The organism is Lacrimispora sp., assembly GCF_046972725.1.
Taxonomy (GTDB): Bacteria; Bacillota; Clostridia; order Lachnospirales; family Lachnospiraceae; genus Lacrimispora.
In genome coordinates this window covers 1-22,981 of the sequence record NZ_JBKVXF010000009.1, presented here as the reverse complement: position 1 = coordinate 22,981, position 22,981 = coordinate 1, and the positions used below count along the sequence as shown (strand labels likewise).

25 protein-coding genes and 2 pseudogenes are annotated in these 22,981 nt (G+C 43.4%); all 27 read right to left on the bottom strand.

Translation table 11 applies throughout. The features are described 5' to 3' along the window. Window positions 1–506 (bottom strand): annotated as a pseudogene (locus ACLTWA_RS19830) (hypothetical protein); the annotation flags it as partial. A gap of 5 nt (window positions 507–511) precedes the next feature. Next, window positions 512–1,072: a hypothetical protein gene (locus tag ACLTWA_RS19825; protein WP_055654090.1), complete on the bottom strand. Its 561-nt coding sequence runs from the start codon at window positions 1,070–1,072 to the stop codon at window positions 512–514. A 13-nt stretch (window positions 1,073–1,085) separates the two neighbouring features. Further along, window positions 1,086–1,829: a Cas9 inhibitor AcrIIA9 family protein gene (locus ACLTWA_RS19820; RefSeq protein ID WP_349147627.1), complete on the bottom strand. Its 744-nt coding sequence runs from the start codon at window positions 1,827–1,829 to the stop codon at window positions 1,086–1,088. A gap of 56 nt (window positions 1,830–1,885) precedes the next feature. Next, window positions 1,886–2,305 (bottom strand): hypothetical protein, encoded by a 420-nt coding sequence (locus tag ACLTWA_RS19815; protein ID WP_002591452.1) that lies wholly within the window; start codon window positions 2,303–2,305, stop codon window positions 1,886–1,888. An 11-nt stretch (window positions 2,306–2,316) separates the two neighbouring features. After that, the gene (locus tag ACLTWA_RS19810) at window positions 2,317–3,102 is read right to left on the bottom strand and encodes a hypothetical protein (RefSeq protein WP_002591451.1); all 786 of its coding nucleotides are present in this window, start codon (window positions 3,100–3,102) and stop codon (window positions 2,317–2,319) included. A 106-nt stretch (window positions 3,103–3,208) separates the two neighbouring features. Next, window positions 3,209–4,090 (bottom strand): phosphoadenosine phosphosulfate reductase family protein, encoded by an 882-nt coding sequence (locus ACLTWA_RS19805; protein ID WP_089775177.1) that lies wholly within the window; start codon window positions 4,088–4,090, stop codon window positions 3,209–3,211. Window positions 4,091–4,256: 166 nt separating this feature from the next. Further along, window positions 4,257–4,625, bottom strand: coding sequence for a hypothetical protein (locus ACLTWA_RS19800; protein WP_002591449.1), 369 nt, complete (start codon window positions 4,623–4,625; stop codon window positions 4,257–4,259). A gap of 29 nt (window positions 4,626–4,654) precedes the next feature. Further along, the gene (locus tag ACLTWA_RS19795) at window positions 4,655–5,506 is read right to left on the bottom strand and encodes a DUF5688 family protein (protein ID WP_002591448.1); all 852 of its coding nucleotides are present in this window, start codon (window positions 5,504–5,506) and stop codon (window positions 4,655–4,657) included. Further along, complete coding sequence (locus tag ACLTWA_RS19790) at window positions 5,503–5,802, bottom strand: helix-turn-helix domain-containing protein (RefSeq protein ID WP_002591447.1); 300 nt, start codon at window positions 5,800–5,802, stop codon at window positions 5,503–5,505. Before ACLTWA_RS19790 ends, ACLTWA_RS19795 begins: the two co-directional genes overlap by 4 nt. A 244-nt stretch (window positions 5,803–6,046) precedes the next feature. Next, a complete protein-coding gene (locus ACLTWA_RS19785; RefSeq protein WP_055654095.1) occupies window positions 6,047–6,544 on the bottom strand; it encodes a DUF3368 domain-containing protein in 498 nt (165 codons plus the stop codon). Then, window positions 6,537–6,791 carry a UPF0175 family protein gene (locus ACLTWA_RS19780; protein WP_002591445.1) on the bottom strand — a complete coding sequence of 85 codons (255 nt, stop codon included), beginning with the start codon at window positions 6,789–6,791 and terminating at the stop codon, window positions 6,537–6,539. Before ACLTWA_RS19780 ends, ACLTWA_RS19785 begins: the two co-directional genes overlap by 8 nt. Window positions 6,792–6,899: 108 nt before the next feature. After that, complete coding sequence (locus ACLTWA_RS19775) at window positions 6,900–7,631, bottom strand: hypothetical protein (protein WP_002591444.1); 732 nt, start codon at window positions 7,629–7,631, stop codon at window positions 6,900–6,902. A 12-nt stretch (window positions 7,632–7,643) separates the two neighbouring features. Then, complete coding sequence (locus ACLTWA_RS19770; protein WP_055654097.1) at window positions 7,644–9,725, bottom strand: cobaltochelatase CobT-related protein; 2,082 nt, start codon at window positions 9,723–9,725, stop codon at window positions 7,644–7,646. Window positions 9,726–9,743: 18 nt separating this feature from the next. Next, entirely contained in the window at window positions 9,744–11,546 is a 1,803-nt protein-coding gene (locus ACLTWA_RS19765; protein ID WP_055654099.1) for a hypothetical protein, read from the bottom strand. Between the two features lie 18 nt (window positions 11,547–11,564). Continuing rightward, window positions 11,565–13,790 carry an ATP-dependent RecD-like DNA helicase gene (locus ACLTWA_RS19760; RefSeq protein ID WP_412329618.1) on the bottom strand — a complete coding sequence of 742 codons (2,226 nt, stop codon included), beginning with the start codon at window positions 13,788–13,790 and terminating at the stop codon, window positions 11,565–11,567. An 18-nt stretch (window positions 13,791–13,808) separates the two neighbouring features. Next, entirely contained in the window at window positions 13,809–14,339 is a 531-nt protein-coding gene (locus ACLTWA_RS19755; protein WP_055654103.1) for a hypothetical protein, read from the bottom strand. 74 nt (window positions 14,340–14,413) lie between these two features. Further along, window positions 14,414–15,064 carry a single-stranded DNA-binding protein gene (locus ACLTWA_RS19750; RefSeq protein WP_412329617.1) on the bottom strand — a complete coding sequence of 217 codons (651 nt, stop codon included), beginning with the start codon at window positions 15,062–15,064 and terminating at the stop codon, window positions 14,414–14,416. A 103-nt stretch (window positions 15,065–15,167) separates the two neighbouring features. After that, a complete protein-coding gene (locus ACLTWA_RS19745; RefSeq protein ID WP_227898893.1) occupies window positions 15,168–15,635 on the bottom strand; it encodes a hypothetical protein in 468 nt (155 codons plus the stop codon). After that, window positions 15,568–16,860: a DNA primase gene (locus ACLTWA_RS19740; RefSeq protein ID WP_412329616.1), complete on the bottom strand. Its 1,293-nt coding sequence runs from the start codon at window positions 16,858–16,860 to the stop codon at window positions 15,568–15,570. Before ACLTWA_RS19740 ends, ACLTWA_RS19745 begins: the two co-directional genes overlap by 68 nt. A gap of 38 nt (window positions 16,861–16,898) precedes the next feature. Further along, window positions 16,899–17,948: an ERF family protein gene (locus ACLTWA_RS19735; RefSeq protein WP_238004788.1), complete on the bottom strand. Its 1,050-nt coding sequence runs from the start codon at window positions 17,946–17,948 to the stop codon at window positions 16,899–16,901. Further along, window positions 17,926–18,387 (bottom strand): hypothetical protein, encoded by a 462-nt coding sequence (locus ACLTWA_RS19730; protein ID WP_002591435.1) that lies wholly within the window; start codon window positions 18,385–18,387, stop codon window positions 17,926–17,928. The genes ACLTWA_RS19735 and ACLTWA_RS19730 overlap by 23 nt, the downstream gene beginning before the upstream one ends. 13 nt (window positions 18,388–18,400) lie before the next feature. Beyond that, window positions 18,401–18,979: a hypothetical protein gene (locus ACLTWA_RS19725; RefSeq protein ID WP_002591434.1), complete on the bottom strand. Its 579-nt coding sequence runs from the start codon at window positions 18,977–18,979 to the stop codon at window positions 18,401–18,403. Between the two features lie 15 nt (window positions 18,980–18,994). Then, window positions 18,995–20,026, bottom strand: a complete 1,032-nt coding sequence (locus ACLTWA_RS19720) for a YqaJ viral recombinase family protein (protein WP_039892736.1) — start codon at window positions 20,024–20,026, stop codon at window positions 18,995–18,997. 55 nt (window positions 20,027–20,081) lie between these two features. Further along, window positions 20,082–21,209 (bottom strand): hypothetical protein, encoded by a 1,128-nt coding sequence (locus ACLTWA_RS19715; RefSeq protein ID WP_006775852.1) that lies wholly within the window; start codon window positions 21,207–21,209, stop codon window positions 20,082–20,084. A gap of 13 nt (window positions 21,210–21,222) precedes the next feature. Beyond that, a complete protein-coding gene (locus tag ACLTWA_RS19710; protein WP_002591431.1) occupies window positions 21,223–21,357 on the bottom strand; it encodes a hypothetical protein in 135 nt (44 codons plus the stop codon). A 36-nt stretch (window positions 21,358–21,393) separates the two neighbouring features. Then, on the bottom strand, window positions 21,394–22,329 hold the full coding sequence (locus ACLTWA_RS19705) for a DUF5688 family protein (RefSeq protein WP_256154909.1): 936 nt from the start codon (window positions 22,327–22,329) through the stop codon (window positions 21,394–21,396). 318 nt (window positions 22,330–22,647) lie between these two features. After that, a pseudogene (locus ACLTWA_RS19700) lies at window positions 22,648–22,981 on the bottom strand (hypothetical protein); the annotation flags it as partial.

Here is a 22,981-nt window from a genome sequence, read left to right as displayed (position 1 = left end):
ACCAACTTCATCGCCGCCTCCCATAGAGATGTCTCTTTTTTATATCTATTCTCCAGACGCTCCTCCAGAATGGACTGCTGGTACTGGCAGATACCTTCCATACCTTCCTGGGTAACTCCCAGATACTCAGTCAATCTAATCTTATCTTCTGGTGTCAAGTAAGCACATGAATAACTGTAGTAATGCGGAAATTCAAGGGCCTCCACACACGCGGTCCGCCATTTTCCCTTTACTGTATCCCAAGTGAGATATTCTCTTTTACTCTTATCAATGAAAATTTCATATAATGGTTTTTTACTTCCCAGCCGTAAATCCCTCGCCAAATAGATAGCAACCATCAAAATACCGTCACAAATTTTACTCTGCAGATATACCTCTCGCTGGAAGACAGGCTCAACTCTTTGCCACCCAATCTTTTTATTCTCCGGTATATCCTGTTCTGCCATACAAAGCATTTCATCTGTTGCATACAGATGTCCCAGCTTTTTCAGTCTTATTTTCTTCATGACTCTTATCCTGCCTTTCTTATTTTTCCATTGATGCTATACCAAGTATCTGGAAGAATCTCTTTTCCATCCACAACATGTATTCCTATCTCTGTAATCTCGGACTGGCTTCTCACTTCCTTTGCAAAGCCCAGGATATCTCCTTTTGTGCCTTTTGCAATAGGGTTCTTTCCTCTGACAATCACAATACCGTTTTTTGCCACGCCTTGATTCAGACACACAAGGTGATTATTTTTTCTAAATGGATGATCAAGAAGATATTTTAAGCTATGAGCCACAAATTCTCCTTTGTCCAGTTTCTTTATAAGCCTCAACCGGGTGCAGCTAATTTTGCTGTCATATGCATCCTCGTCAATATCACCATCAGCGACAACCATGTAATACACTGCCCTGTCCCAGTCCGGATAGTAGGATAAGCAGTCCAATGGGTTTTCAGCACAATGCATTCCATTTATTCCGCAATTTGCTTTATCCTCCTCATTCCACACGCCTAATCGATATTGGTATGTATTACCGTGGTTTGTACAAGTTAAATCCTTATCAAAGCCCTTAAATGCAATCAACATGGTCATTTCCTCCTTATTCAGCCAGGCCGTTCTCAAACAGAGAAACCTGGCCCTCAATCTGGTCTTTATTCTGGTCAGCCGCCTCCGTCTTGGCTGAAGAATGTTTTCCTTCCTTCTCAGATGCATTGCTGTTTGCTCCACCTGCTTTATTTTTCTTGGAAGCGTTGCGTTTCTTAGCGGTTTTGTTTTTGTTTCCCTTCGGAGTATTCATCTGCGCCGACAATCGTTTGTGGAAAGCCTCTTCTGCTTCCGTTCTTCTCTCGGCCTCCTTTTCGCGGTCATCCGTTAAATAATAATCCCGTACCCATTCAAAAACTGTGTCTTCCAAAACAGCCATGTTTGCATATCGGCCACTTTTTTTCACCTCATCGCTTACCATTTCATACGCCCGACTCATGATTGACTCAACACACCGCTGCAGTGTCTTGTGTTTCTGGAGCACCAGGTCAGCAAAATCGCTTTTATCACAGCACCTTATGAGATAGTTGCCGATAACATCCGTAAATTGAGGATCATTCAGATTAAACATTTCATCCAACAGCTTACTCCGGGCTGACATATAATCTTTCTGCGTCTCTCCTCCGTCTATCAGGAAATACCGCTTTCCAGAGAGGAACTCTTTCAAATCCACTTCAGGAACCTTATATTTCCCGGCAAGATTTTTAAGTTCATCCTTTAGTCCCATTTGACGCAACTTACTGGCTGTCTCGTTAAAATCTTGAATATTCTTAACCTTTTTATATAATTTTTCTATCATTGTCATACTCCTTTAAATTCAGCCGGAGAATTCACCATTCCCCGGCTATACTGACTTTATGCAGCATTATCTATGCTATCCAACTCTTCATCTCCGGAACTTTCTGCCTGCTCCATCTTTCCTTCTCCTTTCCGCTCGTCCTCTTCCTGTTCCATCAACGCCAATAACGCCAAAATCATTCCCTTACACCAGCTATTGTTCCATTTATCAATGAACATCTGGATTTCTTCTACCACTTGTTCCCATTCCTCTTCAGTAAGTTCTCTGCCGCAATACTTCTTATAGAATCCATAGCTTTCCTGCATTGCGCTATTATAATCAACCAAAAGTGCCTGGTCCAAACCTCCAATCAGCGCCAGAAATAGTGGTTCCCCCTGGTAGACATCATCCAGCGATTCTAAAGGCAGCGGTTGAGTACCATTAAGAAACACAAACATATCATTGAACAGATTTTTTACTAACATAAGATGGTCCATTCTTTTCCTCCTTATGAAGCCTTCAAATCACCGATTCTTAACTGACCAACAATCTGCGGGCTATTTTTTTTCGATTTCCTATTTGATGGCCGGCGCTTTCTTTTCAAAATACGCCTTTTACAGTTAGCCATGTCATCATACAGGCTTTCCTGGAAGCTCACTCTCTTCATCTGCAAGTAGGCATCTTCGCAAATCGCTTCTTCCAAACTTTGTACATGACACAAGAGACGGTAAGCCTCACTGTTTTCTTTGTCCTCATTATCCAAATGTTGGATATGGTCTGCTAACCATAAATAATCCTTATTATTTCGGTATTCTTCAAGCGCACGAATTGCGGTTTCTTTAATTTGCTGGCAATTCGCCATGTAATCCACATCCATAACCGGAGGAAGCGGAGCATAATAACATTCTGGGTAATCTGCCTCAGCGAACGTATTCTCAATCTGCCTCATCATCGCTTCTATTCCACTGCGAAGTCGATTTAAATATTCTCCGTCAGGCACATCCGCCTCCGGGCACCCCCTTATTTTCCACATATTCCACCGGTCATACAGAGTTTGAAGCCTTTCCCCAAATTCGTCCGCCAGCCTTTCGTAGTCTGCCTCCTCCATCTTCCCTCCTTTCCAGTTTGGGCATACCAAAGCTTCCAGTTTCTCATCGCTGATAATAAAGCCGCATATAAACCCACTTCTTTGTACGGTGCAGCCATAACGGTAGCGTCCACTCAGCCTTCCTTCTGTTTCCTCTTTTTTATTCAGATCAATATTGTGGCAGTTCCTACACGATTGTTTTTTCATTTGGTCCTCCTTCTTTCGTTATACGTACATTACGGCCGTATTGGGTGCTTACGTGCAATACGTTTTACTCCACCCATTGATGCCTTTTACGAACCCAGTGAAGTGACTAAGCCGCCATGTCGATAAAATCCTTTAGCTCCATCTGACCTGCAACCTGTTTATCTGTTTTTTCATTTCCATACATCCACCAGCGGAACACACTCTCACCATCCTTCCAGTTTCCCTTAGATTTACCACTGGCTGTACGCGCCTTTACCATACGGTCAAAAGCTCGTATGTAAGCATCGCGGTACTTGGGATATCGCTCAAATTCCCGTTCCCGGCTTCTTATGCTTGCCAGAGGGCAACCGATGCACCCAATCCTACAAAAGCCTTGGTCATACAGACAGCAATAAGGCACCTGATACTTACGGATAAAGCACCAGATGTCCTCCTCTGTCCAGTCGATGATGGGATTTAATATTCTTTTTCCCTTCAAGCTGCATATTTCTAATTTTCTACGATCTTCCTCGTTATCACAATTTAGATAAATAGCCCCTTTCTTCTTATGAATCTCTAAGAAATCCCGGTTGGCTCTTTTCCTGCTTTCTTCCCAGCGGACTCCGGTCACCGTAAAGGCTCCCTCGCCCCCTCCTTCTTTCAGCACTTCACAACAGTAGCGTGCTGTACGCAGCGGCGGCATCTGCTTCTTGACAATCAAATCCCACATGGTCAGCTCCGGATACTCAACCTTGACATCTGGAAATGCCTCCCGTATAAACCGCACCAGCTCCGGAGGATCTACTGTTGTCAAATGATAATGTGCCTGAAACTTCACATGAGCCATCTTTGCAAGCACATAAAGCACAACACTGTCTTTTCCGCCGCTGAAGGCAAGGTAATAACCATCCTTATGATACCGGACCGCAGCATCTTCAAACATCTGAAACAACTGGATTGCCCGTTTTACCTTATCTGAAAAATCATCAAAAAGTCTGTATTGTTCCATTCTCTCCCGTCCTTCGCAATTATTCTGCTATTGACGGAAAAGCCATTCTTTCCGGTGTGTCTTTTTACGCCGCTAACCGCTTTTCTTTCAAGGCCTCGGTCCGCAGTAACCTGGCATTTAACGGCAACCAGGAGTTTTCTCCGGGAAATGAGGGAATGGAACCTTTTTAGATTTCAAATGGGATTGTTGCATACGCTATGGGCGTTATTTTAAGAATTTGTGCATTTAAAATACGCCGGTATGGACATTTACGGTTTAATTCCTCTACCCAGTCTGAGAATATCATTTCAATCTCCAGGTCCAGATCATCATGCTCCAAACGCAGCAGGATATATTTATAAGCCTTTCGGTAATTTCCCCGCACAGTTACATAAGAATACTCTACTTCATATAACGGAGCTGTCAGCCGTCCTGTCAGGAACTGTGTTGGGTGGAGCTTTTTGATGAATTCCCGGTACTCTTCTGTTGCCGGAAGATTCCCTCCAACCCCAATCTCTGCAAACGAGGCGATATCTGCAAATTTATGTATATGCATAAACCTCTCCTATCCTAATGAAAGTCACCTTAAATGCATATAACCTTATCCTCAGCGGAACAATATCTATATGCATGATTGGATAACCGTTCATCTGCCGGAACTTCCTCTGCATTAATGGACTGTATCAAATCCGCCAGTTCCTGAGAAACTACAGCATCCTCAGCACCCAGGGTCGGAAACAGAATCACCTCATCTACACTATAAGGAATGATTAAGAAATCCTTTCCCACATGTAATTCACAGTATCTCATGAGCCCGGGATAGAGTAAGACTTCTGCACCACAAAAGTGAATCCGGTTTGTTAACACATACATCATGTCCGTTATTTTCATAAGCACTGGTGGATACTTATTTACCATATTGACCAATGCTCTCTGATACAATTCCTCTTTGTCCACAGACCAATAGTTCAAATGCTTATTTGTTATCATTAAGGTTGCTGCTATTTCTTCTGTTTCTTCACATAATAATAAAAATATAACGGATAAATCCAGATATGGAATGTTTGGGATGTTCTCCAGCATAGAAGCGTTGTCGTGGGTATTTACCAGTTTACACATGATTTTGTCTTTGATTTTCTCAAAACTCATATCATTTACAATCTCCTGCATACCAGCCGGTATATCTGGCGCCGATGCATAGCATTCCAGAATCTCATCAATAATCGCTTGAAGCCCTGTTCCTTTTTTGTAGCACTCAAAAAAATCTTTCAAGTGAATAGAGGGGCGAAACTGCTGCCCCTCTTTTTCAATGCACAACTGTGTCTGGACTATGCCATTGTTGATAACCGGTTTCAGAACATGCACATGGAAACCGGCCCCTAATCTTTTGGCTACTTCAGAGCTGACAGCTTCGGCAAATTTTTCTAATGTCATCATGATGTGAATCTCCTTTTCAATTTAGAATTTCGTTTCACAGTGGAATGGTCACAGTTTAAAATATCTGCGATAGCCTCTATACTGTAACCCTCGCTTCTCAGTTGCTGTATAACTTCTTTTCTCTCCTTTCTTGTTGACACCCGCACAATTTTGGGATGCTTCTTTTTTAAAATTTTTTGGGAAATCGGATTATTCAGGCCATGTTCATACAGAAACCGGGCCTCCCTTGCATTGACTCCCATTAAGATTGCAATGATAAGGCAATGATATCCCTCCGAATCGTAAGAATCTCTCATCCGCTCCCTCCTTTCCGCCTTCTGGCTTCTTCCTCCTTTCTGCAAACAAAAAAAGAGACACCAAAACAATTCATTTTGATGTCTCTTCATTCCCGCAGCACAATAGCTGCTCTTATTCTGTTACTTTAAAATCCTGCTTCCAGTTTTAATGCCGGAACAAAAACTACTTGTAATCCTTGGATTACATAAATCAGCTTTCCCACTCATTTTACCACCATATATAGTTTTTGTCAACTTCATTGTGCTATATATTGTGTTGTTCTCCTGCCTGTTCCAGTACCAGCTGTTCCAAGCTTTCGCTGATATAAAATCCGTTCTTTTTCATTTTTTCGAGAACGGAAGCAATCTCCGGAATAATCCCCTCTCTCTTGGCTTTCAAAAGGACTCCGATTGTTCCGGTAACTTTTAGACCGAGATATTTTGCTGTTTTTTTAGCAGCATTGTCATCTATCACGACTAAATCGTCCGCTGTCCCCTCCTGGGCCAGAATCATGACTTCCACTTCTCCATCGTGTAGCTTCGCCTTATACATCTTTTTATCTGACTGGTTTGCGATTTTTTCCACATGTATCCAATTCAATGCAGTCTTTAATACCTGACATGCCGAATCGTCTTTCTCTGTCACCTCACGGTACACAGCCTCCGGGATACAAATCTCTTCATAGAGCGCCTTCAGTATATCCAATAATCCAATATTACAAAGTACAATGATGGGGGTGGAATTTACAATCACTCTACGCATTCTCCAGTTCCTCCAAAAACTCTGCTTTATTGTCAAACTGGAAAATACTGACCTTCCCCTTTCCCAGATATTTAATAAATTCTTCTTCTGTCATACCGGCTATCTGGGCACAGTATCCTATGGACACATTATTCTGCGTATAATATCCTACTGCTACCATACATCTGGCAAATGCAGCGGCCTCCTCCTCACTCATATGTGTATCATACATAACTGCATCCGGTATGCGGATTGAGATCTGGCACATAGAAGCCCTCCTTTCTGTTCCAGACAATTTATGCTTTTACAAATCTAATATATCATATCTGCCCCTCTTATTCAAGCAAACAACTTTTACAGGGTCTTTAGAACTAAATCATCCTGCCTTTTTCATAGGTTCCTCATCTTCCCTATGGATACAAGTGAGCAGTCTGTCGGCTGCTCCCTGTATCTCATTCTTTAAAAGACCATACAAGCTGGTAAAGTTTCCAATCCTGTTTTCCCGAAATGCATACTCTGTCTCAAACGCACGTATATAAGCATCTGTCTTGCAAAATAGGATAAACAGGTCTTTATCATTGATGTACAGACTGGCTTTCTTGTCACAGATATAACTGTTCTTTTTACAATACCGGCCACCATTGGAATTTTTCATTGCAATGCCGCGTCCATTTTGTATTTCTACAAACCATGGGTAATTACGTTTATTCCCCTGGGAATCAGTATCATACCGGACAATCTTAAGTTTTGTGACAATACTGTAACCCTCCTTATCTGGATTACCAAAAATCTTTTCCTGGGGATAATCAAATTCCCACAGATGATTAAAGAGCGCCGAGTATATGTATTTAGCTTCTTCTGGGCTGATATTGGCATAGACACTCACTGTATTATCCCCTGTTCCTTTGCTGTAATCCAGCATATTAAGACGGATTAAGGACCTTTCCCCAACTTCTGACACGTCTCCGGACGCATGGATATGAGCCGGAAATAAATATGACGCTGGTTTTAAATTATCCATGAGCTCTAACAGTGCCTTATCTGTTTTATACACTGCAATCTGACCGGATACTACGTTAGACCAGTCCCGTTCTTCCCTTTCTGCCATATGTCTCCTCCTCTATCTGATGAACCGGGCGATGAGACCTGCCAGTTTGACTGGCATTGTATTGAAATCTGCAATATTCAGAAATCCGTCTTTGTATATTTCCTCAATCATCTCACGGTCATCACCAATTGCTGCGGAAAACAACTTAACTCCTCTTTTTTCCAGGCTATATTTGGCTTCTTGCAAATCTGCTTTTGCAATTTCGCCTTTATATCCTTGGGCATAAGGCTGTCCATCCGAAATCATTAATAATATTTTTATATCCTCTGGCCGGTTTAGCAGTTTTTGTCCTACAAATCTAAGTGCTACTCCATCTCTATTACAATCATAGGTACTAACACTCATGATTCTTAAATAATCCTGATTGTCTACAGAATCAAAATCTGCAAAAGAGTAAATGTCTACCACTTCCGTATATCCCGTATCATGGGTTGTATGGCCATACAGCATAACCGGTATTCCCAGATTCCGGCAAAACGTATACATGACAAGACCCGCTTTTTGTGCAGACTCAATCCTGCCACCGGATGACATAGAACCTGAAAGGTCAAGCAGAACCGCAAATGCGATTGAAAATCCATCTTCCGGTTTTATTGTTTTTTCAAAAATCTTATCATCCAGCCGGTACAGATTTCCACGGCTTAAACGTTTCCCCATGTAAAGACCTGATTGCGTACCTCCCTCCAACCGCTCCAGCACATCTTCAAGCGATGCTTCCAGCCGTTTTGTGATTCGGTTTATTTCTGGAGCAATCATTTTATATTCTTTTTCCAATCGCAGGGGAACTGTTGTCATCCGGTGCATTTCAATCACTGAATCTTTGTGGATACCGTCCAATTTAAAATCTGCTGCCTCCTCCTCCAGATTCCTTTTTAAATCCGATTCCTCATCCTGCCGAAACTTCTCCTCTGCTATTTTCTGCAAAAGATTAGATAATGTCTCATCTATCTCCGATCCTTCCTCTGTTTCCTCTTCTCCTCCTTCCTGCCTCTGCCCATCTCGCATTTTCTCAAGTGCATTTTCTAATTCTTCGTTCTTACCGTTCTGATTTTGAGATTCCGGTTCTCCTTCCAGCTCCCCGTCCCAGCCTTCAATTTCCTCTTCCACTTCATTCTGTTCTTCCGAAGCACCGATGGTCTCTGAAAGTGCCACCCATAACATTTTCCGCTTTAAATACTCCTGAATTTTCTTACTCAGTTCTTCCTCCGAAAGCCGGTTTATTTCATTTTTCAGGCTCTTTGCCGCTGTTTTAATGGCCTGTCTGATGTATTTCCACAACTTTAGCATCAGGCGGTTCGTAGCATAAAAGCGAATATCCGGGTCAGCGCTTACCACTGCCTCATCAATGATTTTACGGCAGGAATTTAAGCGGGAACAATACTGTTTATCATATTCTTTTTCTGCCTCTGTCCTTCCGGCTCTGGCATAGCGGAAAATCATATCCAGCATAATGGTCAGTCCATCGCTCTTTTCTGCCTTACGCGCTTCCTGCGTTGGAATATGATGAATGATAAGCGCGGCATTACGTTGAATTCCATTTTGAATACTGCCCGGATACTTCTGGCACATAAAGCTTTCAATATACACATCTTCCAGTACGTTATTTATATAAGAAGCGGTTTTCTGTATCACCGAGGCTGCCACCACGTTATGGGCATTTAAGTATCCTTTCATCTCCTCCCAGGCTTTTCTTTCGTATACCAGCTGCACCTGTGGAGGCTTTGGATACACACGCCATCTGGAGAATCCGCTTACATACCGGCCCCGCCGTTTGAAATCCGAACATCTAAGATGGCCGCATTCATGGGCTATAAACCCCTCATGGCTCTTTATTTTAGACACCCGGCTCGTCATCAGATTTGTGATTGGATTCGCCGTATTTAAGTAGAGGAGCCGTCCATTTGTAAACGCAATCCTGGCGTCATCGGACTCTTCATAATCCATGAACAGGGTGATATCATTCTTCTGTCCCAACAATCTGACAGATTTTAACATGGTGTCATGATAGGATTGAGACAGAAAAAAATCTTTATCCGTCAGCCTTCCCATTCTATTTTTTATTTGATTACGTTTTTGCTGCACTTTTTTATTCATTGGTTCCTCCTCATTTTTTTATGCCGCCTGCGCCTCTGTGAACGCGGGTATCACCAGTTTTTTATAAATTTCCTCCCTTTCCTCTGGTTCCGGCGCTGCTTTCGCAACGAGCGTGCATTTTGCTGCTTTCAATATATCCTTCTGTATAAGGTAAGCCCACACCCAGTCCTCATATTCCCGGTATCCGCATACTCCGCCCGTAATCATTTCTGTATTGCAGTGTTTTTGTACTTCACAAACAATATCCGCCATTTTCTTTAAGAAAGTCTCATCGTCAAATTTCACTTTCTTCTTGACCCGGGCTACCATTGCCTCCGCATTGAGCGGCTCTAAGTAATGAACCATACGCATTCTGGACAAAACGGATTCGTTAAATCCCCGGCACCCTTTATATCCCATATTGGTTGTAATGAGGATTACTGTGTCGGGATGCCGTTTCACCACTTCTCCACTGGTCAGTGTGATTGTCGCACCTTCATCCAGCAGTCCATTTAACTTAACCAGAGTACCTGGTTTGGTAATAACAGAAGGCTCCTGGATTTCCACCAGTGATGGTCTTCTGCACCCAGTCACAATAGGAGACTCTACCATGACAAATTTCTTATCATCCTTCCCATTTTCAAATCCATTTTGATAAAACATGGTCAGGATTTTTCTAAACGCCCCTTCTTCACTGATTTCGTTGTCGTACAATCCGCATATCTGCGCCAGAGCGGAAACCGGGTCCATGATTAGATCCTGATACGTTGGCATGGGAATTTGAATCTTTCCCGGCCGTTCACCTGTATTGGGAACCATGGAAGATACCAGATCCACTTCATCTGTTCCCTCGCTGCATGTAAAAGCATAGTACGGCAATCCCAACAACTGTGCTATAATTTTTGCGTTTGTTGTTTTACCTGTGCCAGCTTCCCCTACACTAAGGAAAACCCGCATGGGGCTGTTGATAACCGCGTCCATAATCTCCTGTGCTTCTGCTGATACATTGTATTTTTCCGGCAGCTTAGGAACCAGATTTTTTTCCTCATCGGTAAGCTCAAATTTGCGGTCATACTGCTCTTTTAATTCTGCTATTGTTCTTTCACAGTCCTTACATTCCAGAACCTGAAATTTTCCATATATCGTCTCGGTCGGGTTATAATCTCCATCGGCCAGTTGACTGGTAAGAATTAACGGTACATTTCCAGACGCAATACTATCCCCGTCAAACAAAATACCAGACTCACCGAGAGACGCACTATTGACAATTCTTCGGTACAGATTGTCACAGCATAGAAAAGCCAGGTCCGTTGCCTTATCCGCATCCGGATATCCATTTTTTATCTCATCGTTTAACAGCAAGAAGGCTTTGGAAAATTCATCGTCATGAAGAGAACCTTCTGCTAAGCTTGCAAAAATGAACATCATGATAATTTCCCTGCCGCTTGCCCCCCGCTCACCAATCTGCGGATATGCCGCCAGTGTTGTTCCGTTCTTTACAATCCCTTTCCATTTACCATCCTGTGGATGATACACACCGATTCTTATTTCAGAACCGGCAGCCACAGGCTTTGCGTACTCCATACAATACCATTTAACCGTTCCCGACACTGTCTGTACACCAAATGCGCCTTCCTGGTCTCCTCTTATAATTGCAGATACGGCCAGCAGTGCTTTTAAAGTGGAAGCGTGCAGGGTTGCACGCTTCATTCTTGACATATGGTTATGGACGGAAAGACAGGATGCCTCCGTTGTGTCTTTTTTCCCGCGGTTTGCAGCCACGCCCGCAAATGGTTCCGGCAAAATTCTGGTAAATGTCCAGTTTTCAAAAATCTTCATCATCTTTTGATTTCCTCCTTCTTATGCAGCTTCTTGTCCGGGAATCAGCCCCTGTCTCTGTGCCTCTGCACGCAACCTTACTGCCAACAGGGTATTTCTCTTGCCGATATCACTGTTGGAAATTGCCATATAGAGAGCTTTCTTTGATCCAACAAGATGAACCCGAAATTCTGCCCGCGTGACTCCTGTATAATAAATATTTCGCTTTAGCATCGGCCAAAAGCAGGTAAGTACCGGGATTATCACAATTGGAAATTCGGCTCCTTGTGATTTATGTATACTTGTTGCATACGCTAACTCAAGGATTGATAACTCATCTTCCTGATATGTTTTAATGACATCTCCAAAATCCACGGTCATTTCCATTTCCCCAGCCTTTGATTTTCCAATCTGGACAACCCTTCCAATATCTCCATTAGCAATCTCTTCTGTATTATGCGTCTGCATAACCCGATCACCAACACGGAACAAACCGTACTTGGTTTCCCACTCCGCTTTATCAACAGCAAACGGATTGGCAATTCCCTGCAGCCGGTTATTTAAAGCAGTTACCCCTGCCTCTGTTTTAGCGCGTAGAGGTGATAATACCTGAACCATATCCAAATCACCGCCGTTTCTTTCCAATTCCTCCTGATATATTTCCGAAATTTTTTCTGCGGCATCATATGCGTCTTCCACATAGGTAAAGGTAAAATCATCTCCATAAAGAAGATTCTTTTGATTTCTGTTTATCAAATCCGCATTCCATATGATATTTGACCCCTTCGCCTGCCGGAAAAACTCGTCCAGAACCGTAACTGGAATCACATCGGAGACAATTAATTCTCTAAATACATCTCCCGGTCCCACCGATGGAAGCTGATCCGCATCACCTACCAATATAAGTCTGGCTCCTGTCTTGATTCTTGAAAACAGCATACTGGCAAGCTTCATGTCGGACATGGTAAATTCATCCGCAATAATCAAATCCTCTTCGAGGATTTCGGGTTCCATATTGTCCATCTCATCATCCGTTACATATAATGCTTTGTGGATTGTAAAAGCCGGATACCCAGTGCTCTCTGAAAGTCTTTTCCTGGCTCTGCCTGTGGGTGCGCAAAGTAGTACAGACTTATTTTTTTCCAGACGTTCAAATATCTGAAGAATAATTTTGAGGATGGTAGTCTTTCCTTTTCCAGGGCCGCCAGTGATGATGGATACCTGGGACCGAAATACCATTCGGACTGCCTCCTCCTGTTTTTGTGCAAGCGTCATTTTACTTTTTGCTAAAACAGCCTCTAATTCCCGCTCAATATTATACGTGTTCCCCGGTGAACGGAGCAGCCTGACAAGATGATACGCTGCCTCTTTCTCCGCCTCCCGGTATGCCTTTAAATAAATAGCCGTTCCATCTGCCTCCAGAAGCTTATCCTTCATTACCAGCTCATTTCCTGCCAGCTTAATCTGTCCGCGCCTGACTGTATCAGTTGGAAAGCCTGCATTGAGCACCTTATATGCCATATCGACAATGATGGTACTGTCTAAATACAGATTTCCTTCTTCAGCGCCCTTTCTCAAAACATATTGAATAGCCGCTTTAATCCTTTCAGGCTCATCCGGAGCGAGGTCTTTACTGGCTCTGGCAATGGGATCAACGGTAATAAAACCAAACCCTTTGATTTCACAAAGACGGTATGGGTTTTCCTTCAACAGTGTCACTGCTTCCAGACCAAAATGCTGTTTGATTTTTTCGGCCTTTTTGGGTGTGACGTGGTAAGGTGCAAGATACGCCATTAATTCCCTTAATTCCGCACTCTTCTGATAGGATTCAATAATAAATTCCAGCTTCTGTTCAGTAATTCCCTTAATAGCAAGGAGTTCATAAGGATGATTCTCCATAACAGTGAAGGTATCGGTTCCGAACCGGTTGACAATCTCTCTTGCCATAACCGGGCCGATTCCCGTAATCAATTCGGAGGACAGATAACCGATGATTCCCTCCCGGCTTTTGGGAAGGAGAACCCTCGACCAGTCAACACCGAACTGAAGGCCATATTTCTCGGACCTTTTCCAGTCTCCCTCCATCTCAATCTCCACATTATCCATACAAGGAAGTTCTTTTCCAAATGCAGTGAACGTCACCTCTGTTCCATAATTGGATATGACTGCTTCACTTGGAATACAATCCAGCTCCATACTGCTGTATTCAGCCACGGTATAACCATTCCCCGGGTTTATATACAGTCGGCTCTTAAATTTACATACCATCGGTTCTCTTCCTCCCGCTTACCTTGAAACATAAATGTATCTCCCATCATTGACTGCATAAAATCCGTCCTGCTTTAAATATTCGGTAATGGTATTGGCTTGCGCGCCCGGATATCCAGGAAGATTGCCAGCCCGTCTGTAACCCTTTGGGGTGCGGATATTACAGACACCATCGGTACGAATCCAAAATTCATTTTTTTTATGTGCAAATATATTGGTAGATATCGCTTTGATTCGTTCCCTTCCGCACCGTGTATACCATTCATATACCGGGGTGTCCCTTTCGTCCTGACCTTTATTTCCATCATCCGGACCTTCCTCGGCCGCTCCACTTCCACTGCCAGACTGCTCTTTTTCCTCCGATGATTTAATTATCCTGATTCTCCATTTTTTTCTGATAAGCAAGTAATACACTGCAAATGGAATCCCAATCGATACCGCATTCACAATAAGTCCCAAAATCATGGGCGCTGCCAGCTGTAACATCACGGCCCCCGCTGTGCACATTAAAAATACCATGATGAATTTCTGTACTTTCTTTTCATTCATCTTCGTTTATCCTCCAAAAGCAGGCGGCTAGAATGCGCCATCACATCCTAGCCGTCTGTATTCATACTGTTAAATCAATTAAACGGAAGACCTTCTTCCATTCCACTCGCTACATTCATAAAGTCATCGCCGGCAGCTGCCCTCGCAGCCCCTCGCTGGGATGCGCTTCTTCCTACCGCGCTTCGGCTAGGTGCCTGACGCTGTGGTGTATTTCTGCTGGCAGCCGGTTTTGCGGCGCCCTGATTCGTAGCTGGCGCTGCTGCTCTGGATGCCGCAGTGGCTGCTCTGGGTGCCTGTGTTGAATTTCTCGTCACCGGAGCTTCTTTGGACATCTGTGCCGCTGATGCATTTGCAGGATATACTGCTCTGGACGGAGCCGTGCTCTGCGCCTGCCCATTATCTGCCTCTCTCTTTCCATCAGCGAACTCAACATCGTCCGCTTTCAAAGAAACGCCATATACCTTTTCTCCCTTTTTATTTGTGTAGTTATCATTCTGCATTCTTCCGCTTACCACCACACGCATACCACTGTACCAATACTGTTCCACAAACTCTGCTTTCCTATCGAATGCCACACAGTTAAAAAAGTCTGCTTCTGGTTCTCCTTCTCTCTTTGGTATCCGGTCCACCGCCACAGTAAATCTGGCAATCGACATCTGGGCTTTCTCTGAAAAACTCACCTCCGGATCCCTTGTCAATCTTCCCACAAATATACATCTGTTCATTTGTTATCCTCCTTCGTTTTTATACAAACCCACTTTTGGATTGCTCCATCTTAGCTTCATGCGCAAAAATAGACACGGAAAGATGGTTTCTCTCCCTGCCTTTTTATACGGCAATGCCGCCTTCTCCTGTATCATCTGTTCCCCAGATTTCAGCCATCTCCTCTGGAAAGGCTACTGCAGCCACATCCCGGTACCGTCTTGCTCCTTCATCATTCAACGGGGCCTCCAATGAAGCTTTCGACCAAAAGATTGCTTCTTCTTCCGGTACATGATAGGGACCTGTGAGAAATCCTCCGTAATTCCACCGGGGTACGGAAGGCTCTAAAATCGCTTCCAGCTCCCCCTTTGTATCTGCATTCAGTATCATCTGACTTTTCTTTAACATAATCCCAACCAACAGGACAAATGCAAAACACTCTGCTCCGTATCCATTGACACGTCTTCTGATACTTTCTAAGGCGCTACAGGCACTAAGCTTCATTCTCTCTGTTTTTGTCTCATCACTACGCAACTCTTGTTCCGTATGACGGCAAATTGCTTCGATGATGAATTGTTCTGTCCATCCCATCATATCCAATCTGCTCCTCTTTTTTCTTCAGGCCAGACCACCAGTAATCATCAATTCCCTTATCATTTCCAGCCCAAATCCCATCTTCTCTCTGGTCCCAGGTCTTGCGGATGCATTTTAATTTTAGCCGGTCACAGCTCTCATAGAGCCTGCAGCAACCCGCACGAATCTGGTCCCGCTTTTTCCGTTTCTCTTCACAAATCTTCCTTCCATAGTAACGCTCCTTGTTCTGACATTTACCACAAGTAGAGGACTTATAATCACCATAGCAGCCGATATCCATGAATTTGTCCATGTCAAAGTATTCCATGACCATCTCAAGACCGTTCTCCTTTAGGACTGCCAATGCCTTCTCAAGGCTCTTATACTGGTTTACTCCCGGTGTCCCCAAAAAGCTGTATCCGGATAAAGCATGAGCGACAATCGGTTTTAATATTCCTTCCGTTACCCGTACCGTCTTGTCAAATGGATTTCCAACAAAACTGACCGGACTCTTACTGCCGGCACCACGTTTTTTATTGGTACTGCTTAACCACAAATACTTTTTATCATCATGGGGAGCATCCAACCGTATCTGAAAACCTTCAATCTTTCCGGATATACTGTAAGCCGGGCATAGGATTCCCTGGTTATTCCGATATAACGCAATATCCCAGTTTTGGTTTTGATTCATGTAAAATCCCGGTATGCCCGCAAGAGAATATCCTTCTTTTATCAGCCTCCTTGCGAGCCCCTCAGTCCCATGAACTGGAGTACTGCGAAAATGGAATACCTCAATCTGGTTGCTTGTTAGCCCCCGGTCCATCAGTTTTCTCCGGTGAGTTTCCGACAGGGACAGCATCTCTATGAGTCTCTGATAAATCTGACTTCTTTTCTCAAGACTTGCTGTTTCTTCCTCCTCTATCTGTGTCATCGTTCCTGTGAAGCTGCTGTCATAGCTGTTTCTGCAGCCAGCGCCCTCATGCAGCGCCGTCTTAATTTCACGATAGGCAATTTTATACCGATCCACACCACAAATTCCCATCAGGTCTGCATAGAGTGTCAGCATATTTCCATGAGCGCCGCATTTAAAGCAGTGATAGGTATTTGCCAGCTCACCGTCTTTTACAATACGGAAATTCATTTTTCCTCTGGTATCGCCACAGAACGGACATACGACATTAAAGGAATTTCCTTCCGTCAGCCTCTTAATTCCCAACAAATTTGCTACATCTGATATGTTAAACATCTTTTAAGTATTCTTTCCCGCTGCTTTCACCATGCGGCCTACAGCGTGCTCAAAAGCAATCTGGCGCCTTGTCGGATTATTTCATTTCTGCCGCGGTAATTATAGGCTATCCACTCCAACGCCTTCACCCCTTCTTCTCCCTGATTGAGCAGCTCACTCAGACATTTATTGTTATAGATACCAAATGTGCAAACAATATTGCCAGCTTCCTCAATTGTCATATTTACAGCCGGCTGTGGGCTTACTTCGTTTGGCAGATTCACCATCGTCCCATTCTCCGGCATGATATGGCGGCTCAGAACCGGACGGTTCGTGTCTCCCTTATCTGCCTTCTGTTTATCTTTTGCAGATTTCCTTCTGGTCTTTTTTGCATCTGATTCCATACCCCCATCTTGTTGTTTTGCTGTTTCTTCCGCATCCGCTTCCTCCTGCCCTGATTCTGGGTTCATCTCTGAATCATTCATCATGGAACGTTCTTCAGATGCATCAACTTCGCTCTCCTCAGCTTCCTCCATCGGTTCTTCCTCCGGTAATTCATCCGGTACTTCCTGTCCGCCTTCCATTTCAGCGTCCAGTTCCATATCGGTTATTCCAGAGGCATCTCCTGCTATACCTTCTGAATCCCGATCTGAGAAATCATATGCATCAGAGGACAAGCCATCATTTTCCGGTATGCTCCCATCATATGTATCCGGTGGAAAATCCCGCATATCCGGGTCTACACCGCCCTGGTCGATGCAGTACTTATCCATTAGGTAGTATTTCATGGCATATGTGAGCGCACTGCCTTTTGCTTTCTCCGGCATTTCATGGGTACCGATGGCATGGATTGTAACGGTTACCTCGTCTTCTGGCTTCTCTGCATTAATCCACTTTAGTTCTAAATCTGCCTCATACAGCCACATTTGACAATATGCTAAGAATTCAACATAGACAGAGTCCCCATTCTCGTTTCTCTTTGAAGCACATTCCGAAACAATTTCAAAGTTCACATTCCATCGGTTCATTGCCGGGGTCAGATAGCGGAAAATATCATCAATCTTTATAAAATCATAATTCACGTCCTCACTGTATGCGCGTTTTACCAATGCAGGTATCTCCGAGCGGATCTTTACCATTTTTTCCTGTAGTGTTAAAATCTTTTGTTCCATGTTCATTCCCTTTCTTAACGTGTGATTTGTATTCCATCATAATTGTCTCCACCTGGCCTCTTAGTCCATATGCCAGATCTCGTACCATCTCAAAATCCATATCCACAAACAATGCCTGATGGAGTTTTTCCTTTACCTTTGCCTGAGTCACAGCCTGCTGCAACTCAGTAAATAAGCGAGATTCTTCACTCGCAAGCACATAACCGCCCTGACCGGAATATACCACATCACATAAGTATTTTTTCGCAGTATCTGTTAGCTCACAGGACCAGTCATTCGGAGTTCTATGGCCGGCAAAACCGGCTTTTTCCCGTTTCAGCTTTCTTAACCAAACTCTAAGCTTTAATTCCAGAAAATGTCTCTCATTATCAGTCAAAATTCCTCCTATGTTATAGTAAGACAGAGGGTACTGATGCAATCAGACTGGCAATACGGTAAGATTCTCCCTGTATTTCTTTTTCCTCTTTTACCACCCAGTCACACCATTCCACTGCGAACCGAGTCAATATCTGCTGAAGTGTACGGTCCTCCTTTTGCATAGCAACCAGGAACTGGCGAAATGGATTGCAAATTTCCCATTCTGTTTTAGATAAATATGCTGCAAACAGCCGTTCAACTGATTCCGTCTGGTGGCCGCTTACCGAAACTTCATTGGGTGCAGAATCCCCATACGTGACCCAAGGCCATAAATTGGTCTTTGAAAGCTCTGGTTTCAGTTTACAGGACAATTTCACACTGCCCTCATTTCGTTCATCCCACTCACTACTGGAGGATAAACATATAAACCACTGCCCAATCAACATCATAAAATTATGCCTGATTCTGTAGTCTTCCTTCAACATAAGCTTCATAAAATCCGTATGGTCCACAATAACAACATTGAGATATCGGCCAACCAAGATTTCCTGTACCTTCTTTCCATCTATCACAGATACCATTTCTTCTGGCTGTCTCATTTCTTCGTCCATTTTCATTTTCCTCCCCTAACTTGCCTTATCCTCTTTAATATAAAAAGACTGTGAGGTATTTGTCTGCGCATACTCTCTGTAAATATCCGGATGCATAAGCTGCAGCACCTCCAGGCTGTCTTTATTGATGGAAGTTGTAACTTTCCTGTTATAGCCGGCCAAATATCTGATATTACCAGTTTCCAGTACCGCTTCCTCAGCTCCCTCCATGGCTTCCTTTATTGGCGCATAGGCAAGTTTCATCTGTTCATCTATTTGATCCATTTGACGCTTCAATTCTGACTTCCGTTTTTTCAGTTTCAGATAGGACGTCATGTTTGCCGCATATGATGGTGGGAGTACAATTTGTTTATTCTCCTGCACACCATAGCGTCCCTGAATGCTTTTAAGCATTAAGTCAGCCTTCTCCGTATACTTAGGTGGTTTTCTTAAAGCAACACACTGATTCCAGAAATACGATTCCTGCCGAATCAGTTCTTCTTCCTGTGCCAAATCACGCTCCAGGCGCCGTATGATAAGAGAACCCTCATGGTTACCATGAAGGCAGAGAAAAATTATGCCATCTACGTTAGCCACACTCATATAATGAATCCCCTGGAGAACATAGTGCGGCGGAATATTTCCACCTTCCCAGCCATTCATGTGGTGGTAACTGAACGAGGTTTTGCACTCCAACAAATAGATCTTCTCATCAAGCTTAACGAAAAAATCAAAATCAGATATCATAAACGGATACAGCGGATGCCGGAACATTTTACGCACAGCATACGGTCTGGTATCTGTGCGTTTCATAAAAATCTGAACCACCAATTCCTCCAGACGCTTTCCGATTTCCTTTGCTACCCAGCCATCATCATTCTGTTCTTTGATTTTTTTATGTACCTTCTCTTCATATAAATCCCTGGCTGTTTTCCATGGCGAGATGCCGCACACGGCCGCCGCATCACTCCCCCCAATCCCCAGTGTTCTGTATAATTTCCATTCGTCATGGGATAGGGTTGTTATATCCTCCACCAGCACATCTGGTTCATAATTCAGGTTCAGCATATTGTCTCCTTTCTGACAGAACAGTAGGGTTCCCTGCCCTGCCTTATTTCTTTCATCAGTACAGAATCGTTCCTGGGATATCATATTCATGGAAACGATAGGTCAAGCACCGTGAAACCATCTCTTCCAAATCGGTTAATGCCTTTGCACCCATTCCATTGCTCTGTGCCAGAAAAATCGCCTCACAGATTCCACAATAAATATCATAGCCATTACAGATTCCCGGTCCATGTCCGGCCTTAAACTGTTCTACCGTCTGGGCTGTCAGCGCCTTACTGATACCAGCCTTAATCATAACACTAGCCATAACGTTAGCCGGATAGCTGGCATATACATGAAACAGCTTCGACAAATCACCAATGGCCTCCTGATATCTGGCAAATATCTGTCCCATATTCTGAGAGAAATCTTCTATGGATGCATTATTCGTATGCTCCAATTTCAATGGTTTTCCTAAAATCAACGGCTTCTTCTCTGCTCCCAGCAGAAGAGAATAATAGATATTCGCACCACTTACGCCAACATCGGATGTCTGGACACGAATCAAAGCTGATAATACGTTATCTGCCTGTAAGCCATACTGGAGCAGCAGTTCCCGGTATGTATCCAAGAGTCCTTTTTCTTCCAATTCCCAGGACGCCATTGCCAGAGAATGACTGAACAGGCCGTTTGAAAAGGTAGCCTTGTCATAGTTTTCTGCAACATAGATAGATGCTACTTCAAATAATTCCGGCATTGGCAGGACGGAATAGTCACTTGGGTCTCCGCCATGTACCGCGCGCACCTTTCCTTCATGAATTCTCACAAGCGCATTTCCCTTTGTCACATTCAGACAGTCATTTAATACCCGGGCTAATTTCCCCTTCGGCAAATCCAATAGCGCAGAACCTGCAATCCTGGCCCTGCTCTCGATTGACTTCATGGTGGTCTGTCCGACCGGATAATAGGTACTGCCAAGGCATAAGAACAGGCCGGAATTCTTCATTGTATCTTTTATGATTTCCTCTTTCTCGTCCATGTCCTTTATCTTCTCGCAAATCTCTGGTTCTTCCTCTCCGGCAATCACAAGAACAGTATTGGTGGGATGTTTCTGCCATTCTGCCCCGCACTCAATCCCATCCAAAAATTCGAGAAACTCTTCCTTATCACAGAATGTCTTTGAAAAATCATCTGCAAAATTCATATGCGCCCTCTCCTTATAAGTTAATTAGAACAGATACAATATGGCCTCCGCTGATAACAAACTCATAGCCATCCTTTCCCATCTCAACCATTTCGCCGATTGTGAGCTGGTCTCTCCCTGCGTTATCCCATCTTGCTTCTAACTTCATTTGTTTTCCTTCCTTTCTTTTATTTTTGTCCAGGCTTTATGCCTGAAAATCATCATTTGTTGCTACATGCAGTTTCTTATCCGCCCGGTCAAACAAATATACAAGGTCAGAAAGCTTCACTCCTTTATTTTCAATATTTAAGGCATGTATCACAGCTTTCCAATCCGCAATAGAGGTTCTATTTTTTCTGGACGGAATTAATATAATCTCATGAATGTCTACCGGAAGTATAAGGAGGCTGTCATTACAGCTCTCTGAAATCTGTCCCAACAGATGATTGTCAATCATATTGCTGGCTCCATACAGGCCACTTTGATTTGACAGCACATACATAGGGTTCTTCTGTTCCTGATGGCTTTTGATAGATTGGAGCATCTCACCAAATGTGTTTCCTATTGGAGCTGATATCACCTTCCAGTCCTTAATTTCAACCATTTCAATCACCGGTGGATTGAGATCTGTATTTGACTTTGCCGTTTCCAGCACGTCCTGCAGCTCCACTTCCCACCGGTCTAAATCCTCGTTTACCACGGTTCTAACATACGATTCTCCATCCACCGTAATAAAAATCAAGAAGTACGCCACCATGTCGTAGTATCTGATATGCGGTATATACTTCAGCACTTCCTCATTGTCTTCGCGATTGGCCAATGCACAAACAAGATTGTTTTTTACGTTGCTAAAGCTATCTCCTGTGAGATATGGACCATTTAAGAATCCTCTCTTTTTTTTGTACTCTTCTATCACTTTTGTTACCGCCCTTTGAATGTCTTCCTCATTATCCAGCCAATGAAACTCACTGCCGTTTAGGTATATCCAAATTCCAGCTGATTCACCGGATTTTTGGACTCCAACCCTGAGAAATTCCTCGTCCTGTTTTTCCATTCGCTGCGGAAATGTCGCTTTATATTCCGCTCCCAAGTTCTCCTTTAACTTCTCTTCAAAACTTGTCTTACGCGTTTCCATGTTCATTTTTTCTTTCTCCTTTTCTTTTTTAGCAAAAAAATAAGACACCAGAAACTTCTTCAAATTTCTGATGTCTTACTTACAAACAGAGATTGCTTCTCTGCCTGGCTTTCTTATGTTAGGCTCATGCCTGAAAAACTTAGCTTCCGGTTGCCCGGAACAAACATTCCAATGCGCTTAGTAAAAAAGCGGCACAAATCAATGTCATGTTTATTTTATCACTATATATAGTGTTTGTCAATATTCTAAATCTATATATAGCTATCCAATCCAATGTGATTGCTAAATCGCAGCAATTCTTCATATCCTCTCTACTGTGTAATATCATGCAATCTGTTTATATCCTCTCCTATAGTTTTTCTCTATCCAGCTAAGCAGCTTTTTCTCTCCCAATTCCTCCATACAGAAATCATAAAGCTTGGGATTATATGCTTTCAGCCTTACGAATTTTTCAAAGCTTGTCAGATGACAGCCCACCGGACAGAACAGACAGCCGGTTCTTTGTTCTCCTGTGCACTTAAACGGCCCACATGATGGAAAGCCCCCCATCTGACCGGGAACTTGCCCCACTTCGACCACCTCACCATAAGGCTCTGCAATTTCTAACTGTTTTTCCACTGTATACCGGAGCACATCCTGTGCTCTCCAAAATCCCATT

Excerpts from the sequence above, each read along its gene's own strand:
- ACLTWA_RS19825 (WP_055654090.1), bottom strand. The coding sequence starts at position 1,072 with ATGTTGATTGCATTTAAGGGCTTTGATAAGGATTTAACTTGTACAAAC.
- ACLTWA_RS19820 (WP_349147627.1), bottom strand. The coding sequence starts at position 1,829 with ATGATAGAAAAATTATATAAAAAGGTTAAGAATATTCAAGATTTTAAC.
- ACLTWA_RS19815 (WP_002591452.1), bottom strand. The coding sequence starts at position 2,305 with ATGGACCATCTTATGTTAGTAAAAAATCTGTTCAATGATATGTTTGTG.
- ACLTWA_RS19810 (WP_002591451.1), bottom strand. The coding sequence starts at position 3,102 with ATGAAAAAACAATCGTGTAGGAACTGCCACAATATTGATCTGAATAAA.
- ACLTWA_RS19805 (WP_089775177.1), bottom strand. The coding sequence starts at position 4,090 with ATGGAACAATACAGACTTTTTGATGATTTTTCAGATAAGGTAAAACGG.
- ACLTWA_RS19800 (WP_002591449.1), bottom strand. The coding sequence starts at position 4,625 with ATGCATATACATAAATTTGCAGATATCGCCTCGTTTGCAGAGATTGGG.
- ACLTWA_RS19795 (WP_002591448.1), bottom strand. The coding sequence starts at position 5,506 with ATGATGACATTAGAAAAATTTGCCGAAGCTGTCAGCTCTGAAGTAGCC.
- ACLTWA_RS19790 (WP_002591447.1), bottom strand. The coding sequence starts at position 5,802 with ATGAGAGATTCTTACGATTCGGAGGGATATCATTGCCTTATCATTGCA.
- ACLTWA_RS19785 (WP_055654095.1), bottom strand. The coding sequence starts at position 6,544 with ATGCGTAGAGTGATTGTAAATTCCACCCCCATCATTGTACTTTGTAAT.
- ACLTWA_RS19780 (WP_002591445.1), bottom strand. The coding sequence starts at position 6,791 with ATGTGCCAGATCTCAATCCGCATACCGGATGCAGTTATGTATGATACA.
- ACLTWA_RS19775 (WP_002591444.1), bottom strand. The coding sequence starts at position 7,631 with ATGGCAGAAAGGGAAGAACGGGACTGGTCTAACGTAGTATCCGGTCAG.
- ACLTWA_RS19770 (WP_055654097.1), bottom strand. The coding sequence starts at position 9,725 with ATGAATAAAAAAGTGCAGCAAAAACGTAATCAAATAAAAAATAGAATG.
- ACLTWA_RS19765 (WP_055654099.1), bottom strand. The coding sequence starts at position 11,546 with ATGATGAAGATTTTTGAAAACTGGACATTTACCAGAATTTTGCCGGAA.
- ACLTWA_RS19760 (WP_412329618.1), bottom strand. The coding sequence starts at position 13,790 with ATGGTATGTAAATTTAAGAGCCGACTGTATATAAACCCGGGGAATGGT.
- ACLTWA_RS19755 (WP_055654103.1), bottom strand. The coding sequence starts at position 14,339 with ATGAATGAAAAGAAAGTACAGAAATTCATCATGGTATTTTTAATGTGC.
- ACLTWA_RS19750 (WP_412329617.1), bottom strand. The coding sequence starts at position 15,064 with ATGAACAGATGTATATTTGTGGGAAGATTGACAAGGGATCCGGAGGTG.
- ACLTWA_RS19745 (WP_227898893.1), bottom strand. The coding sequence starts at position 15,635 with ATGATGGGATGGACAGAACAATTCATCATCGAAGCAATTTGCCGTCAT.
- ACLTWA_RS19740 (WP_412329616.1), bottom strand. The coding sequence starts at position 16,860 with ATGTTTAACATATCAGATGTAGCAAATTTGTTGGGAATTAAGAGGCTG.
- ACLTWA_RS19725 (WP_002591434.1), bottom strand. The coding sequence starts at position 18,979 with ATGGACGAAGAAATGAGACAGCCAGAAGAAATGGTATCTGTGATAGAT.
- ACLTWA_RS19720 (WP_039892736.1), bottom strand. The coding sequence starts at position 20,026 with ATGCTGAACCTGAATTATGAACCAGATGTGCTGGTGGAGGATATAACA.
- ACLTWA_RS19715 (WP_006775852.1), bottom strand. The coding sequence starts at position 21,209 with ATGAATTTTGCAGATGATTTTTCAAAGACATTCTGTGATAAGGAAGAG.
- ACLTWA_RS19710 (WP_002591431.1), bottom strand. The coding sequence starts at position 21,357 with ATGAAGTTAGAAGCAAGATGGGATAACGCAGGGAGAGACCAGCTCACA.
- ACLTWA_RS19705 (WP_256154909.1), bottom strand. The coding sequence starts at position 22,329 with ATGAACATGGAAACGCGTAAGACAAGTTTTGAAGAGAAGTTAAAGGAG.